The organism is Micromonospora sp. WMMB482 (assembly GCF_019038635.1).
Taxonomy (GTDB): Bacteria; Actinomycetota; Actinomycetes; order Mycobacteriales; family Micromonosporaceae; genus Micromonospora; species Micromonospora marina.
Genome location: NZ_JAHOPD010000020.1, coordinates 1,156,415 through 1,172,732, shown reverse-complemented (window position 1 = coordinate 1,172,732; position 16,318 = coordinate 1,156,415). Strand labels below are relative to the sequence as shown.

Annotated in this window: 13 protein-coding genes and 1 pseudogene; 4 read left to right on the top strand and 10 right to left on the bottom strand. The window is 72.7% G+C overall.

Going from position 1 to position 16,318, the window contains the following annotated elements; genetic code table 11:
• The first annotated feature begins 46 nt into the window (after positions 1-46).
• From KSK32_RS06320 to KSK32_RS06310, 3 genes and pseudogenes are all read left to right on the top strand, one after another.
• Positions 47-385 (top strand): S24 family peptidase, encoded by a 339-nt coding sequence (locus KSK32_RS06320; protein WP_216929430.1) that lies wholly within the window; start codon positions 47-49, stop codon positions 383-385.
• 157 nt (positions 386-542) lie between these two features.
• Positions 543-1,717, top strand: a pseudogene (locus tag KSK32_RS06315) (NADP-dependent malic enzyme).
• Between the two features lie 76 nt (positions 1,718-1,793).
• Entirely contained in the window at positions 1,794-2,756 is a 963-nt protein-coding gene (locus KSK32_RS06310; protein ID WP_216929428.1) for a zinc-binding dehydrogenase, read from the top strand.
• Positions 2,757-2,902: 146 nt separating this feature from the next.
• Here the strand turns inward: KSK32_RS06310 and KSK32_RS06305 are convergent, their stop codons facing one another.
• The 3 genes from KSK32_RS06305 to KSK32_RS06295 all read right to left on the bottom strand — a co-directional run bounded on the left by KSK32_RS06305 (position 2,903) and on the right by KSK32_RS06295 (position 5,718).
• Positions 2,903-3,868, bottom strand: a complete 966-nt coding sequence (locus KSK32_RS06305; RefSeq protein WP_216929426.1) for a chlorophyllase — start codon at positions 3,866-3,868, stop codon at positions 2,903-2,905.
• A gap of 40 nt (positions 3,869-3,908) precedes the next feature.
• Complete coding sequence (locus KSK32_RS06300) at positions 3,909-4,442, bottom strand: nucleotidyltransferase domain-containing protein (RefSeq protein WP_216929424.1); 534 nt, start codon at positions 4,440-4,442, stop codon at positions 3,909-3,911.
• A gap of 160 nt (positions 4,443-4,602) precedes the next feature.
• The gene (locus tag KSK32_RS06295) at positions 4,603-5,718 is read right to left on the bottom strand and encodes an alpha/beta hydrolase (RefSeq protein WP_216929422.1); all 1,116 of its coding nucleotides are present in this window, start codon (positions 5,716-5,718) and stop codon (positions 4,603-4,605) included.
• Between the two features lie 181 nt (positions 5,719-5,899).
• Between KSK32_RS06295 and KSK32_RS06290 the strand changes: the two genes are divergently transcribed.
• Positions 5,900-6,073, top strand: a complete 174-nt coding sequence (locus KSK32_RS06290) for a hypothetical protein (protein ID WP_216929420.1) — start codon at positions 5,900-5,902, stop codon at positions 6,071-6,073.
• A gap of 51 nt (positions 6,074-6,124) precedes the next feature.
• Here KSK32_RS06290 and KSK32_RS06285 read toward each other — a convergent pair whose 3' ends face one another.
• The 7 genes from KSK32_RS06285 to KSK32_RS06255 all read right to left on the bottom strand — a co-directional run bounded on the left by KSK32_RS06285 (position 6,125) and on the right by KSK32_RS06255 (position 16,309).
• Positions 6,125-7,237 (bottom strand): acetate/propionate family kinase, encoded by a 1,113-nt coding sequence (locus tag KSK32_RS06285; protein ID WP_216929419.1) that lies wholly within the window; start codon positions 7,235-7,237, stop codon positions 6,125-6,127.
• A complete protein-coding gene (gene pta, locus KSK32_RS06280) occupies positions 7,234-9,300 on the bottom strand; it encodes a phosphate acetyltransferase (protein ID WP_216929411.1) in 2,067 nt (688 codons plus the stop codon). The genes KSK32_RS06285 and pta overlap by 4 nt, the downstream gene beginning before the upstream one ends.
• Positions 9,301-9,463: 163 nt before the next feature.
• Positions 9,464-9,643, bottom strand: coding sequence for a DUF6104 family protein (locus KSK32_RS06275; RefSeq protein WP_216929409.1), 180 nt, complete (start codon positions 9,641-9,643; stop codon positions 9,464-9,466).
• Between the two features lie 69 nt (positions 9,644-9,712).
• Complete coding sequence (locus tag KSK32_RS06270; protein WP_216929408.1) at positions 9,713-13,492, bottom strand: multifunctional oxoglutarate decarboxylase/oxoglutarate dehydrogenase thiamine pyrophosphate-binding subunit/dihydrolipoyllysine-residue succinyltransferase subunit; 3,780 nt, start codon at positions 13,490-13,492, stop codon at positions 9,713-9,715.
• A 256-nt stretch (positions 13,493-13,748) separates the two neighbouring features.
• Positions 13,749-14,576, bottom strand: coding sequence for an ABC transporter permease (locus tag KSK32_RS06265; protein ID WP_216929406.1), 828 nt, complete (start codon positions 14,574-14,576; stop codon positions 13,749-13,751).
• Positions 14,573-15,514, bottom strand: a complete 942-nt coding sequence (locus KSK32_RS06260) for an ABC transporter ATP-binding protein (RefSeq protein WP_374226695.1) — start codon at positions 15,512-15,514, stop codon at positions 14,573-14,575. The genes KSK32_RS06265 and KSK32_RS06260 overlap by 4 nt, the downstream gene beginning before the upstream one ends.
• A gap of 138 nt (positions 15,515-15,652) precedes the next feature.
• A complete protein-coding gene (locus tag KSK32_RS06255) occupies positions 15,653-16,309 on the bottom strand; it encodes a hypothetical protein (RefSeq protein ID WP_216929404.1) in 657 nt (218 codons plus the stop codon).
• Between the last annotated feature and the right edge of the window lie 9 nt (positions 16,310-16,318).

Sequence of the window (16,318 nt, the reverse complement as noted above, 5' to 3'; positions counted from 1 at the left end):
AGGACGACATTACTCCTGGAGACGCCCTCGGGGGCTGTGAGGTGACATGACGCCCACCGGTGAACCTCCGGCGCTGCGCGGCCCGCTGGTGCCGGTGCTGGTGACCGGCCCGTCCATGTCCCCGACGCTGCGGCACGGCGACGCCGTGCTGGTCCGAACCGGAGGCCGGCCGGCACGCCCCGGGGACGTGGTCGTCGCGGTGTTCCGCAGCCGCCCCGGCCTGCTCGTCGTGAAGCGGGCGGTGGAACCCCGCGACGGCGGATGGTGGTTGCGCGGCGACAACGAGTTCGTCACCGACGACTCCCGGGCGTACGGGGTGGCCGACGTCCGCGGCCGGGTGGTGGCCCGCTGGTGGCCGCGTCCGGGACGGGTCAAGCGCCGGTAGGAGCCGGACCGGATATGACCCCGCTCACATACCGGGCGCCGAAGCGTGACTATGCTCGAAAAGTGCCCGGGTGACCCCCGCACCGCCGCGCCGCCGGTCGCTGACCACCGCTGACCACGCCGGCCGGTCCGTCTGCTCGACAGATCCTGGAGTCACCATGTCTTCGTCCACCCCGGACCCCGCCGATCCCGTCTTCCGCCTGCATGTCGGCGGCAAGATGGCAGTCGCCTCCACAGTGCCGCTGACCAGCCGCGAGGACCTCTCCCTCGCGTACACCCGGGGGTCGCCCGGGTGTGCGAGGCGATCGCCGCCGACCCCGCGCTCGCCGACACCTACACCTGGGTGTCGCACACTGTCGCCGTGGTCACCGACGGTTCCGCCGTACTCGGTCTGGGCAACATCGGCCCGCGCGCCGCGCTGCCCGTGATGGAGGGCAAGGCGGTGCTGTTCAAGCAGTTCGCCGGCGTGGACGCGGTGCCGGTCTGCCTGGACACCCAGGACGTGGACGAGATCGTCGCGACGGTCAGGGCGCTCGCGCCCTCGTTCGGCGGGATCAACCTGGAGGACATCAGCGCCCCACGCTGCTTCGAGGTGGAGCGCCGGCTCGACGAGGCGCTGGACATCCCGGTCTTCCACGACGACCAGCACGGCACCGCGATCGTGGTGCTCGCCGCGCTGCGCAACGCCGCCGCACTGCTCAACCGCAAGCTCGGCGACCTGCGGGTGGCGGTCAGCGGCGCGGGCGCGGCCGGGGTGGCGGTCACCAAGATGCTGATCGCCGGCGGCGTGGACCCGGACCGGGTGGTGGTGTGCGACTCGCGCGGCATCATCGGCCGGCACCGGGAGCTGACCGGCACCAAGGCCGAGCTGGCCGAGCTCACCAACGCCGAGGGCCGGCAGGGCGACATCACCGAGGCGCTGCGCGACGCGGACGTGCTCGTGGGCGTCTCCGGCGGGCAGATCCCGGAGGCGGCGGTGGCCGGCATGGCCCCCGGCGGCATCGTGTTCGCACTGGCCAACCCCACCCCTGAGGTGCACCCCGAGGTGGCCGCCCGGCACGTGGCGGTGGTCGCCACCGGGCGCAGCGACTACCCGAACCAGATCAACAACGTGCTCGCGTTCCCGGGTGTGTTCCGGGGCGCGCTGGACGCCGGAGCCACCCGGATCACCGACTCGATGAAGGTGGCCGCCGCCGACGCCATCGCCGGCGTGGTGGCCGGGTCGCTGACCGCCGACGCGATCGTGCCCTCGCCGCTGGACCCGCGGGTCGCCCCGGCGGTGGCCGAGGCCGTCGCCGAGGCCGCTCGCCGCGACGGCGTCGCCCGCCGCTGAGATGTAAGGAAGGGGCCCTTCCTAACGCCTCCGGTAGAGGAAGGGCCCCTTCTTAACTCCTGCTCAGCTTGTTACCGTGCCGATCATGCGTGCTGCCTATGCCTCGGCCTTCGACGCCGACAACCCGCTCGCCGCGCTCGCCGTCGGCGACCGTCCCGAGCCGACCCACCCGCAGGACGACTGGGTCACCGTGCAGGTACGGGCCAGCTCGCTCAACCACCACGACCTCTGGTCGCTGCGCGGCGTGGGCCTGACCGCCGACCAGCTCCCGATGATCCTGGGCTGCGACGCGGTCGGCACCGACCCGGACGGCAACGAGGTGGTCATCTACCCGGTGGTGCCCACCCCTGGCGACCCGCGTGGGGTCTCCATCCTCTCCGAGCACTACCAGGGCACATTCGCCGAGCTTGTCGCCGTACCCCGGATGAATTTGCTGCCGCTGCCCGAAGGCCTCGCGGCGACCGACGCGGCGTGCCTGCCCACGGCCTGGCTCACCGCCTGGCGGATGCTGACCACCAAAGGCCGGGTCGCCGACGGCGAGTCGGTGCTGGTTCAAGGCGCCGGCGGTGGCGTGGCCACCGCGGCCGTCGCGCTCGGCGTCGCGCTCGGCAAGCGGGTGTACGCGACGAGCCGCGACGCCGCCAAGCGGGAGCGGATCACCGAGCTGGGGGCGACCGCGCTGGAGCCCGGCGCACGGCTGCCCGAACGGGTCGACGTGGTGATCGAGACGGTCGGTGCGGCCACCTTCGACCACTCGCTGAAGTCCGCCGCCCCGATGGCCCGGATCGTCGTCTCGGGCGCCACCGCCGGCCACGAGCCGAAGGTCAACCTGCGCCGGGTCTTCGCCATGCAGCTGGAGATCCTCGGCACCTCGATGGGCACCCCGGACGAGCTGACCGAACTGCTGGCGTTCTGCGCCGAGCGCGAGGTGCGCCCGGTGGTCGACCGGGTGGTGCCGTTCAGCGAGATCTCGGAGGCGTTCGCCCGGCTGCACTCAGGTGAGGTCTTCGGCAAGGTGGTCGTCGACCACACCGCCTGACGCGGTCGGCGACGCCGACGCCGTGGCCGGCGCGGTCGGCCCGGACGGCGGGGTCGGCGCGGCCGGCGGGGTCGGCGCGGCCGGCGCGGCCGGCGCGTTAAGAAGGGGCCCCTTCTCTACCGGAGACGTTAAGAAGGGGCCCTTCCTTACAGCCGGTCGTCGAGGGTGGCCAGGCCGCCCTTGGCCGCGTCGGCGGGGAGGCGCTTCTTCGCCGCCGGGTCGCCGTAGAGCGTCCAGCGGAGGAACTCGACAGTGGTGTCGGCGACCACGCCCAGCGCCCTGCCGTCGCCCAGCAGCGCCCGGCCGTGGTCGCCCTTCGGCAGACTGAGCATCGCCTTCGGCCACGGCACCGCGTCGAACACGGCCTTGCCGGCCGCGTACGACACCACCTCGTCGGCCTCGCCGTGCACGAACAACTGCGGCGCGGCGGCGCCGGCGAACGCGGTGCCCACACCGAGCGCGGTTCCGGCGAAGACGATGCCCGCGTCCAGCCGCTCGTCCCGGCCCGCTGTGAACAGCCCGATCGTGGTCACGCCACCGGCGCTGTGCCCGGTCGCGGCCACCCGCTCCGGGTCCAGCCTGCCGCGCAGCGGATCGCCCGCCTTCTCGCCGAGCGCGAGCACCCGCGTCAGCACGTACGACACGTCGGCCGGCTGGTTGAGCACGTCGAGCGGGTTGCCGTCGGTGCCCCGGGAGGTGTTCGGGAAACGCGGCGCGGCGACCACGAAACCGGCCGCCGCCCATCGGGTCAGCAGCGTCTGGTAGTCCTCCGGCCGGGCGCTCAGCCCGTGGCTGAACAGCACCACCGGGAACCGCCCGTCCGCCGCCGGGGCGGAGCGCTCGGCCCCACCACCGGCAGCGCCTGCCGCCGGGTACCAGAGCGTCACCGGCAACGGCCGGTCGCCGTCGCGGTTCAGCTTCACCTGACGTACGCCGACCGCGAAGCTCTCCGTGGGAGCCTTACCGGCGGGTACGCGCGGAGCCGGTGCGGTGGTCGTCGGTGGGGCGTCGGGAGCGGGCCGCCCGGCCGGGGCGGTGGGCTGCTCCGAGCAGCCGGTGAGGGCGGCGCCGAGCACGGCGGCGGTGAGCAGGGCGACGGGTCGACGGCGCATGAACTCGATTGTGCCTCGCGATCCCGGCCACCAGGCCCGGTCAGCGCGGCGGGTGACCGCCAGCTGACGCCCGGAGACGGGCCAGGTCGGCGGCGTCCTTGGCCCGGCGCGGACGCTCCGGCATCCAGACCGGGAACATCTCCTTGAACTCGATCTGCGCCTCGACGCTGATCACCGGTGCCGCGAGCGTGCCGATCCGGCCGGGCGGCCCGGCCAGCATGCCTTCCGGCAGGGCGGTGCCCGCCCACGGTCCCGCGCCGACGACGACCCGGCCGTCCGGGTTCCGATCGAGGTACGCGAAGCTCAGCTCGACGTCGCCCCGGAGCAGGTCGAGCTGGAGCGTTGCCGGCATCCGGAGGTCGGTCCGCCAGCCGAGCGCGCCGAGCCGGTCGGCGAGCGTTGCGGCGTCGCGCCGCCAGCAGTACCAGTCGACGTCGACGTGCGGGCGGGTGACGTCGCCGAGATGGAAGTCCATCGCCCAGCCCCCGCGCAGCCACACCTCGATCCCGCAGGCGCCGGCGACGTCGACGACCTCCCGGATCGCCCCCAGTTGCCGCCCCGCCAGCCCGTCCACCCTGGCACCCTACCCACCCACCGCAGGGGGCGTCGATCATGAGGTTGGCGGCGACAAAGCGGACAGCGAGCGCCGCCAACCTCATGATCGACGGGGCAGGGGCGGGGCAGGGGCGGGGCAGGGGCGGGGCAGGGGCGGGGCAGGGGCGGGGCAGGGGCGGTCAGGTGGGCAGGGCGCGGGTGGTGAAGGTGGTCAGGCCGGGCACCGTGGCGTCGGTGGGGAGGCGGTGCAGGGCGGCGCGGTCGGCGTAGAGCGTCCAGCGCAGGAAGTCGGTGGTGGTGGCGAGCACCTGGGCGAAGCCGGGCCGTCCCGGCGTCAGGTACTCGCCGTGGCCCTGACCGGTGAGGCTCAGGAAGGCGGCCGGCCCGAGACAGCGGGCGTACGCGGCCCGGCCGATCGACTCCGGCACGATCCGGTCGGCGCTTCCGTGCACGAACAGCATCGGCGCGAGCGGCCGGGAGAGGCCGGCGACGGTCCGGCCACCGGCGATCACGATTACGGCCCGTACCGGGGACGGCTGCCCGGAGGCGAACATGCCGAGCGTGGTGTGCCCGCCGGCCGAGTGCCCGGCGGCGGCGAACCGGTCCATGTCCATGTGCGCGCCGAGCGGATCCCCGGGGCGGGCGCCCAGCCGGACCAGGTGGCGGACCAGTCGCCACGCGTCGGCGGGCTGGTTTCGGACGTCGTCGCGGGTGTAGCTGCGGGCGCGCTGGTTCGTCCGCGGATAGGCGGGCGCGACCACCACGAACCCGGCGGCGGCCCAGCGGCTGGTCAGCGCCGCGTGCAGGGCGGGCAGGCTGCGCAGCCCATGGCTGTAGAGCACCACCGGGAACCGTCCGGCGGCGAACGGCGCACCGGGCCGGATGCGCGGCCCGCGCCTCGGGCCGGGACTCGCCGTTGTGGCCTGGCCGGACCCGGAGGGGGTGGCGAGGACGGACGGGCGAGACGGAAGGGCCGTGGCGTCGCGGGATCCGCCCGAGCCGGACACGGCCGCGAGATCGGCACCGGCCGAACCAGGGCCAGCCGAACCGGGGCCGGACAGGCCGGAGCCGGCCGCGTGCGCCGGTGCGGGGGACGGTTGCGCCGGGTACCAGACGGTGACCGGCAGCGGCCGCCTGCCGGCCAGGTCGAGCGTGAACTGCCGCAGCCCCACCGCGTACGGGTGCTCCGGCGCGGACCCGACTGCGGCCGGGGCCGGGTCGGGCGTGGCCACGGCCGGGCCGCAACCGGCCAGCAGCGCCGTCGTCAGCGCGGCGACCAGCCGCTGCCCCCTCACACCTGCACGGTAGGCAGCCGAGCGGTCGGCCCGCGCCCGCCGTCCGGGCCCGTCGGCACCGCCACCCGGGCGGCTCCCGCCTCCACCGGGTGGCCGGGTTTGCCCGATCCCGCCACCCGGATCCGCGGGTGGCGGCCCGGCGGGACATTCCGGTCCGGTCGGCTTCGCTAGGGTCAGCCGCATGGCTGAGAACTACACCGACCCGAGTGGCAACACCGCGCAGTTCCGCGCATTCGTCGATTCTCCCGAGCCGGCCGCGCCGGCGTCGGCGCCGTCCCGCCTGCCGCTGATCGCCGGCGTCGCAGTCGCCGCCGTCGTGGTGGTCGCCCTGGTCGCCTGGATCGCCCTGGGCTGATCGCGGCTGACCCGGCCCGGACCAGCAGCGGGAAGGACCGGGCGCACGCGGTCAGACGCCGAGCACCTCGCGGGTCTCGCGGGCGATCTCCCGCTCCTCGTCGGTGCCGACCACGAGCACCGCCACCTCCGCACCGTCGGGGGAGACGAGCCGGTCGCCGTGACCGTCGTTGCGCGCCGGGTCGACCGCGACGCCCAGCCGCTCCAGCCCGGCCAGCGAGGCTGCCCGGACCGGTGCGGCGTGCTCGCCGACCCCGGCGGTGAACGCGATCGCGTCCACCCGGCCGAGCAGGGCGTAGTACGCACCCACGTATCCGGTGATCCGCCGGCAGTAGACGTCGAACGCCAGCGTCGCGTCCGGGTCACCGGAGTCGCGGCGGGCCAGCACCTCGCGCATGTCGTTCACACCGGTCAGCCCGAGCAGGCCGCTGCGGTGGTTGAGCAGATCGTCGATGTCGTCCACGACCATGCCGCCCTCGCGGCGCAGGTGGAAGATGACCGTCGGGTCGAGATCGCCGCTGCGGGTGCCCATCACCAGGCCCTCCAGCGGGGACATGCCCATCGAGGTGGCGACGCTGCGCCCGCCCTGTACGGCACACGCGCTCGCCCCGTTGCCCAGGTGCAGGGTGATCGTGTTGATCCGGTAATACGGGCGGTCGAGCAGGTCGGCGACACGACGCGAGACGTACGCGTGCGAGGTGCCGTGGAAGCCGTAGCGGCGGATGTCGTACCGCTCGGCGGTGGCCTTGTCGATCGCGTACGTGGCGGCGGCCTCGGGCAGCGTGTGGTGGAACGCGGTGTCGAAGACCGCCACCTGCGGGGTGTCCGGCAGCGCCTCCCGGGCCACCCGGATTCCGGCCAGGTTGGCCGGGTTGTGCAGCGGGGCCAGCGGCACCAGATCCTCGATCGCGGTGACGACCGCGTCGTCGATGCGTACCGGCGCGCTGAACTTCCGCCCACCGTGCACCACGCGGTGGCCGACGCCGGACAGCCCGGTCAGGTCGAGCCGGCCGATGATCCCCCGGACCGCGCCCTCGTGGTCGGCCGGCCCGCCGCCGGGTTCGCCGATCCGCTCGACGGTGCCCTTGTCCAGGACGTCGTCGCCGTCGTACAGCCGGTACTTGACCGACGAGGATCCGCTGTTGAGGACCAGGATGCGGCTCATTCCGACGCCTCCGCGGCGGCCTGGATGGCGGTGATCGCCACCGTGTTGACGATGTCCGGCACCCCTGCGCCCCGGGACAGGTCGTTGACCGGCCGCCGCAGGCCCTGCATGACCGGCCCGACCGCCACCGCGCCGGCCGACCGCTGCACCGCCTTGTACGTGTTGTTGCCGGTGTTCAGGTCCGGGAAGATGAACACAGTGGCCCGTCCCGCCACCGGGCTGTCCGGCAGCTTGGTGGCCGCCACCTGCGGGTCGATCGCCGCGTCGTACTGGATCGGGCCCTCGACCAGCAGGTCCGGCCGGCGTTCCCGGACCAGTTTGGTGGCCGCCGCGACCTTCTCCACGTCGGCGCCGGAGCCGGAGCTGCCGGTGGAGTACGACAGCATCGCCACCCGCGGCTCGATGCCGAACCGGGCCGCCGTGTCGGCCGACGAGATGGCGATGTCGGCGAGCTGGTCGGCGTCCGGGTCGGGGTTGACCGCGCAGTCGCCGTACACCAGCACCCGGTCGGCGAGCAGCATGAAGAAGACGCTGGACGCGACGGAGACGCCGGGCACGGTCCGGATGATCTCGAACGCGGGCCGGATGGTGGCGGCTGTGGTGTGGGTGGCGCCGGAGACCATGCCGTCGGCGTGGCCGGTCTGCACCATCATCGTGCCGAAGTAGTTGGGCTGGGCGACGATGTCGTGTGCCAGCTCCGGTGTGACGCCGCGGTGGGCGCGCAACTGCGCGTACGCCTGCGCGAACTCGTCCCGCCACGGGCTGGTCACCGGGTCGACGACCTGGGCGTCACCGAGGTCGACGCCCAGTTCCCGGGTGCGCCGGGCGATCTCGTCCGGGCGGCCGAGCAGGGTCAGCTCGGCGACGCCCCGGCGCAGCAGCACCTCGGTCGCGCGCAGGATCCGCTCGTCGGTGCCCTCGGGCAGCACCAGCCGGCGGCGCCGGGCGCGGGCCCTGTCGATCAGGTCGTTCTCGAACATCAGCGGGGTCACCCGCGCGGAACGGCTGACCCGCAGCCGGCGAGCCAGGTCGTCGGTGTCCACGCAGCGCTCGAACGCGCCGAGCGCGGCCTCGACCTTGCGCGGGTTGGCGGTGCTGGGGCGGCCCTCGATCCGGCTGGACGCGGCCACCGTGTCGTAACTGTCGCTCGGTACCGACAGCACGGCCAGCCCGCTGTTCATCCGCTCGACCAGGCGCATGGCCCGCGGGTCGGGCTGCTCGCCGAGCGTGAGCACCAGACCGGCCAGGGACACCTGCCCGGCCACGTGCGCGGCGCCGGCGGCGACCAGCAGGTCCGCCCGGTCGCCCGGCGTGATCACCAGCGCCCCGTCGGTGAGGTGGTCGAGCAGCGTCGGCACGTGCGCCGCGCCCACCACGTAGTCGAGCACGTCGCGGTCGAGCGCGGTCTCGTCGCCGGCGAGCACGGTGCCGCGCAGCGCCGCCGCCACCTCGGCCACCGTCGGCGCCGACACGGTCGGCACCTCCGGGATCGCGTACGCGGGCACCGGCAGCTCGGGCAGCGTCATCGGCTCGGGCACGCGGTTGGCCAGCGCCGCGACCACCGTCGCGCCGAGGTCGGCCAGATCGTGGTACGCGCCGCGCAGCGCAGCCGCGATCGCGTCCGGCTCCTGCCCGAACCCGTCCACCACCGGCACCACGACGCTGCCGAACTCGGTCGCCAGCCGGGCGTTGAAGGCCAGCTCGCGGGGGCCGGTGCCGTCGCCGTAGGCGAAGTCGCTGCCGATCACCACCATCGCCGGGCAGCGCCGTTCGACCTCCCGGTAGCGGGTGACGATCCGGGAGATCAGCTCCTCCCGGCGGCCGTCCGCGACGAGCGCGCTCGCCTCGGCGTACGTGGCGCCGTGCAGCTCGCCGACCGGCAGGTCCATCCGGTAGCGCTCGGTGAGCAGGGCCAGGATCGGGTCGGCTCCGTCACCGCCGACGAGCGGCCGGAACGCGCCTATCCGTTCCACCTGGCGGGACAACAGCTCGGCCAGCCCGAGCGCCACCGTCGATTTTCCACCGCCCGAACCAACGCCGGTCAGGTACACGCTGCGCGCCACGACCTCACGCTACAAGATCGCTGTAACCGCCGCCCAGGTCCTTCGACCCGTCCCCACCCCCTGGGGCACCGCCGATCTTGCAGTTGCCGCCCTGGCATATGCCACTAACCGGACACGAGCCGGGCCGCAACTGCAAGATCGCGGGGGAGGGGGAGGAGGGCAGTCAGTCGTCGTCCGGGTCGTCGAGACGGGCCAGCCAGGTGGCGAACCGCTCGATCGGGGTCTCGAAGTCCGGGTTCAGGTCGATGAAGTCACGCAGCCGCTCGCCCAGCCACTCCATGCTGACCTGCCCGTCGCCACGGCGCTCGACCAGCTCCTCGATGCCACGGTCGGTGAAGTACACGGTGTTCCTCTCGTCGTCGTACGGCAGCGGCCCGCCCCGGGTCGGGACGGGCCGCTGCCGGTGGTGTCGTCACGGGCGGGGGAGAGCCGCCTCGATCAGCGCGTTCTGCTCGACCTCGTGCATCTTCGCCGAGCCGACCGCCGGGGCGGCGGCGGCCGGCCGGGAGATGCGGCGCAGCCGGACCTCGGGCAGGTGCTCCAGCAGGTTGAGCGCGACGAACGACCAGGCGCCCTGGTTGGCCGGCTCCTCCTGGACCCAGGCGAAGTCCTCGGCGTTCGGGTACTGCGCCAGCGCGGCCCGGACCTCCTCGACGGGCAGCGGGTAGAGCTGCTCCATCCGGATGATCGCGGTGTCGGTGACGCCCCGCTCCTGCCGGGCCTGGAACAGGTCGTAGTAGACCTTGCCCGAGCAGAGCAGCACCCGCTTGACCTGCTCCGGCGCCGGAGCCGCGGTGTCGGCAAGCACCGGGGAGAACGTCCCGGTGGTGAAGTCCTCCACCGGCGACACGCAGAGCTTGTGCCGCAGCAGCGACTTCGGCGTGAACACCACCAGCGGCTTGCGCTTGGGCGACAGGGCCTGGCGGCGCAGCAGGTGGAAGTAGTTCGCCGGGGTGGTCGGGATGGCCACCCGCATGTTGTCCTCGGCGCAGAGCTGGAGGAACCGCTCCGGGCGGCCGGAGGTGTGGTCCGGGCCCTGGCCCTCGTGGCCGTGCGGAAGCAGCAGGGTCACCGCGGAGCGCTGACCCCACTTCACCTCGCCGGAGGAGATGAACTCGTCGATCACCGACTGGGCGCCGTTGACGAAGTCACCGAACTGGGCCTCCCAGGCCACCAGCGCGTTGATGTTCTCCACCGAGTAGCCGTACTCGAAGCCCATCGCCGCGTACTCGGAGAGCAGCGAGTCGTGGACGAAGAAGCGCGACCGCTCGCCGTCGGCGGTGAGCGACTTCAGCGGCAGGTAGTCCTCGCCGGTCTTGGCGTCCACCACCGAGGCGTGCCGCTGGACGAACGTGCCGCGGCGCGAGTCCTGCCCGGCGAGCCGGACGGTGACGCCGTCGTGCAGCAGCGTGCCGAACGCGATGATCTCGGCGAAGCCCCAGTCGATGCCGCCCTCGACGGACATCTTGCGACGCCGCTCCAGCAGCTGCTGGATCCGCTTGTGCGGGGTGAAGCCCTCCGGCAGGTTGACGTGCGCCTCGCCGATCGCCTTGACGACCGCGGTGTCGGTGGCGGTGTCGACCTGCGGCTCCGGCTCGTCCTCGCGCGCCGGGCGGCTGAGCTGGCGCGGGGTGGTCGCGGCGTCCCGGGTGGCCTTGAAGACCCGCTCGAGCTGCCCCTGGTAGTCGCGCAGCAGTTCCTCCGCGTCCTCCACGGTGATGTCGCCGCGCCCGATCAGCTCCTCGGTGTAGAGCTTCCGGACCGACCGCTTCGAGTCGATGATCTTGTACATTGCCGGGTTGGACATCGACGGGTCGTCGCCCTCGTTGTGCCCGCGCCGGCGGTAGCAGACCATGTCGATCACGACGTCCTTGTTGAACGCCTGCCGGTATTCGAAGGCCAGCCGGGCCACCCGGACCACAGCCTCCGGGTCGTCGCCGTTCACGTGGAAGATCGGCGCCTGGATCATCCGCGCCACGTCGGTGCTGTAGAGGCTGGACCGGCTGTACTCCGGGGCGGTCGTGAAGCCGACCTGGTTGTTGACCACCACGTGCACGGTGCCGCCGGTGCGGTAGCCGCGCAGCTGGGAGAGGTTGAGCGTCTCGGCGACCACGCCCTGGCCGGCGAAGGCGGCGTCACCGTGCACCGCCAGCGGCAGCACGGTGTAGCCCTCCAGCTTGAGGTCGATGCGGTCCTGCTTGGCCCGGACGATGCCCTCCAGCACCGGGTCCACGGCCTCCAGGTGCGACGGGTTCGCCACCACCGACACCTTGACCGCGTGCTCGCCGTCCGGGGTGGAGAACTTGCCGTTCTGGCCGAGGTGGTACTTCACGTCGCCCGAGCCCTGCGTGGACCGCGGGTCGAGGTGCCCCTCGAACTCGGAGAAGATCTTCTCGTACGGCTTGCCGACGATGTTCGCCAGCACGTTGAGCCGGCCGCGGTGGGCCATGCCGATGACGACCTCGTCCAGCCCGGCCTCGGCGGAGCACTCCAGCACCTCGCCGAGCAGCGGGATCAGCGACTCGCCGCCCTCCAGCGAGAAGCGCTTCTGGCCGACGTACTTGGTCTGCAGGAACGTCTCGAACGCCTCGGCGGCGTTGAGCCGGTTCAGCACGTGCTTCTGCTCGTCGGAGCTGGGCTTCTCGTACTTGCGCTCGACCCGCTCCTGGATCCAGCGCCGCTCCTCCGGGTCCTGGATGTGCATGTACTCGATGCCGACCCGGCGGCAGTACGAGTCGCGCAGCACACCGAGGATCGAGCGCAGCTTCATCCGCTGCTGGCCGGCGAAGCCGTTGACCGGGAAGACGCGGTCGAGATCCCAGAGCGTGAGCCCGTGCTGGAGCACGTCCAGGTCCGGGTGCTTACGGATCTTGAACTCCAGCGGGTCGGTGTCGGCCATCAGGTGGCCGCGCACCCGGTACGCGTGGATCAACTCGTGGACCCGCGCGGTCTTGTTGATCTGGCCCTCGCTGTCGACGGCCACGTCGCGCATCCAGCGCACCGGCTCGTACGGGATCCGCAGCGAGGTGAAGATGCCGTCGTAGAAGCCCCGCTCGCCGAGCAGCAGCTCGTGCATGACCTTCAGGAACTCGCCGGACTGCGCGCCCTGGATGATCCGGTGGTCGTACGTGCTGGTCAGCGTGAGAACCTTGCTGACCGCGTTCTCGGCCAGGGTGGCCTCGCTCATGCCCTGGTAGGGGGCCGGGTATTCCATCGCGCCGACGCCGATGATGGCGCTCTGCCCCTGCATCAGGCGCGGGATCGAGTGCACGGTGCCGATGCCGCCCGGGTTGGTCAGCGAGATCGTGGTGCCGGAGTAGTCCTCCATGGTCAGCTCGTTACGACGGGCGCGCCGGACGACGTCCTCGTACGCCTGCCAGAACTGCCGGAAGTCCATCTGCTCGCAGCCCTTGATGGACGGCACCACCAGGTTGCGCGAGCCGTCCGGCTTGACCAGGTCGATCGCGATGCCCAGGTTGACGTGCTCCGGGCGGACCATCGCCGGCTTGCCGTCGACCTCGGCGAAGGAGTTGTTCATCTCCGGGTGCTCGACGACCGCGCGGACCAGCGCGTACCCGATCAGGTGGGTGAAGCTGACCTTGCCACCGCGGCCGCGGGCCAGGTGGTTGTTGATCACAATGCGGTTGTCGACGAGCAGCTTGGCCGGGACGGCGCGCACGCTCGTGGCGGTCGGGACGGCGAGCGACGCGTCCATGTTCTGCACGATCTTGGCGGCGACGCCGCGCAGCGGCGTGGTGCCCGCGGCGCTCGCGGTCGGCGCCTTGGCGGCCGGCTTGGCGGGGGCGGACTTCTTGGCCGGCTCGGGCGCCTTCGCCGCCGGCTTGGCGGCGGGCTTGGTCGGGGCCGGCTTGGCCGGGGCGGCCTCGGCCTTGGTGGCCTTCGGCTCGGGCCTGGTGGCCTTCGGCTCGGCCTTGGCGGGCTGCTGCTCGGTGACGGTGGCCACGGCTTCCTGCTGCTCAGCCGGCTCCGGCTTCGCGGCCGGCTTGGCCTGGCCGTCCGGGCGCGGTGCGGCGGCGCCCGGGGCCGGCCGGTAGTCGGCGAAGAAGTCGTGCCAGGCCGAATCGACGCTCGAGGGGTCGGCGAGGTAACGCTGGTACATCTCCTCGACGATCCACTCGTTCGGGCCGAAACCCGCCAGTGGGTTCTCCTGCGAAGTCTGCTGGGTCGACACGGCCGCTAATCGCCTCTTTCACGCGGTTGTGAATGTCACGGTGGCCCCCGGTAACCCCCGGTTGCCGACGCTGGGTAAACCGATGCCAAGGCTACGCCGTGCGCTGCGCGCAGGCATTCTCGCCTCCGGCTGGTGGTCCGTTTCACAGAAGATGCCAGAAGTTCGGCAAACGCTGCGTGATCCGCCGACTCCTGCTAGAGCGAGACCCCGGCCGATGACGTCCGTCACCGACCGGGGTCCGTCCCCGACGCGAAGGTCAGGAGATGTCGCGCTTGCGGATCGTGGCCACGCCGATCGCGCCGGCCACCACCGCGTATCCGATCAGCACCAGGGCGCCGGCCCACTGCGGCGGGTTGCCCGGGATGTCGGTGTCGCCGCCCACCATGAGGCCGGAGGCCAGCGACGGGACCAGCAGCTGAAGCTTGTTGATCCAGTCGCCGTACCGCGACGCGAGCAGGCTGAGGACGATGACCGCGCCGATCGCGCCGCCCAGGTAGAACAGGATGCCGGTCACCGTGGCGCCGATCTGGCTGCGGATCAGCACGCCGAGCCCGACGCCGAGCACCGACCAGAGCAGATAGGCCAGGCCGTTGAGCGCGATCGCCCGCCAGATCGCCCCGCTGCCGAGCTGCGAGCCGACGTCCACCGAGTTGAGGATCAGCGGCGCGGTGACCAGGTTCAGCACTGTGGTGACGAGCCAGAACAGCAGCGCCAGCACGCCGGCCGCGACCAGCTTGGCCAGCATCACCGCGGTGCGGTGCGGCGCGGTGAGGAACGTGGTGGTCACCGTCTGGTGGAAGAACTCGCTGGTCACCACCACGATGCCGAGCAGCAGCACGATGAGCAGGCCGAAGAACTGGCCGTTGGTGTAGAGGTTGGCCGCCAGATTGTCGGCGGCCGAGACGGCCTGCAACTGGTCGGACTGGTCGGCCGGCACCTCGCCGAAGTCCCCGCCGGCCAGCGCCTCGGTCTGCAACCAGTTGAAGAACAGCGTGAGCGCCCACAGCGCCAGGCTGATCAGCCCGAAGATCCACCAGGTGCTGGTGGTACGGATCTTGAGCAGTTCGGATCGGACCAGCGTCATCGGATCTCCGCCTTTCCGGCCGTCAGCTCCAGGAAGACCCCTTCGAGGTCGGGGCGCTCGGTGGTCAGCTCGTGCAGCTCCACCTTGGCCGCCAGCGCGACCCGGCCCACTGTCGGCGCGTCCACGCCGCTGACCAGCAGCGCGCCGTTCGGGTCGGCGTCGACGGTGGCGGCCTGCTCGCGCAGCGCCGCAGCCAGGTCGTCGGCCTGCGGGGTGCGCACCCGCACCCGGACGCCGTGCGTCATCGACGCCATCACCTGGTCGATCGGGCCCTGCCGGATCAGCTTGCCGGCCGCGATGATGACCACGTCGTCGGCGAGCAGCTGCATCTCGGAGAGTAGGTGGCTGGAGACCAGCACCGTCCGTCCCTCGGCGGCCAGCCCCTTGAGGAAGCCGCGCATCCAGCGGATGCCCTCCGGGTCCAGGCCGTTGGCCGGCTCGTCCAGGATCAGCACCTGCGGGTTGCCGAGCATCGCCGCGGCGATGCCGAGTCGCTGCTTCATACCCAGCGAGTAGCCCTTGAACTTGCGCTTCGCCGCGGGCGAGAGCCCGACCAGGGCGAGTGCCTCGTCGGCGCGCTCCTTCGGCAGGCCCGCCGCCGCGCAGATCACCCGCAGGTGGTTGATGCCGGTGCGGCCCTTGTGCGCGCTGGACGCCTCCAGCACCGCGCCCACCGTACGCAGCGGGTCGGGCAGGTCGGCGTAGCGGCTGCCGCCGATGGTGGCCGTGCCGGCGCTCGGCGTCACCAGGTTGAGCAGCATGCGCAGCGTGGTCGTCTTACCGGCGCCGTTCGGGCCGAGGAAGCCGGTGACCCGGCCCGGCTCGACGGTGAACGACAGGTTGTCCACCGCGCGGACGTTCTTGTACTGCTTGGTCAGGCCGGACACGGTGATCTGGCCGGTCCCGGCACTGGGGCGTGGCTGCCCGTCGGACATCATTCTCCTCTCCTGCCCCGGCGGGCTCGACGCGCGCCGGTGGGGGCGCTGTTGCGGGGGCGCCCCGCAACAGCCTTCCAACCCGGCGCAAGGGGGTCAATCAGGCGGGACGCGTACGCGCCGTCCTCCTCAGGGAGGAGATCAAGCGGTCGGCAGCGCCACCCAGGTGGCCCGGGCGCGGCCGAGCAGCGCGCCGTCCGAACCGTACAGGCTGGTGTGCACCTCGGCCCTGCGTCCCTCGGAACCGACCGCGATGCCCGTCACCACGCACTCGTCGCCGGGCCGCGGCAGCGCCGTGACCTGCACGGCGATCCTTCCCAGCACGTACGGCCGGCCGGGCGCGAGCACCGCCCAGCCGCCCGGGCAGTCCAGCGCCGCCCACACCGTCGCGGGCACCACAGCGGCCGGCGCGCGGAACGGCGCGGCGGTCCGCCCGTCCGGCAGCCGCCCGGGGAAGATCCGCAGCCCGTCCGGGTTCGCCGGGCCGCAGACGTAGCAACGGGGGAACGGGTGGTCGACCAGGCCCGGGTACGCGCGCGCGGCCTCCGCCGCCGTCGCCGGGTCCACCGGTGGCACCACCGCGTCGACCGGCTCGACCCGGCGTACCTGGGCGACCAGGTGTCCGTCCGGGTCGCGTACCTCGCCGTCGGCGGCGGCCAGCGGGGTGTCCAGCGGCGGCGGCCGGCGCAACGTGACCTCCACCGGGCCCCGGTCGTCGATCAGCGCGGCGAAGATCCCGGCGCTCCAGCCGCCGTTGCCGGAGCCGTCCGGCCCCTGGAAGCGGGCCTCGACCAGCATGTGCACCTC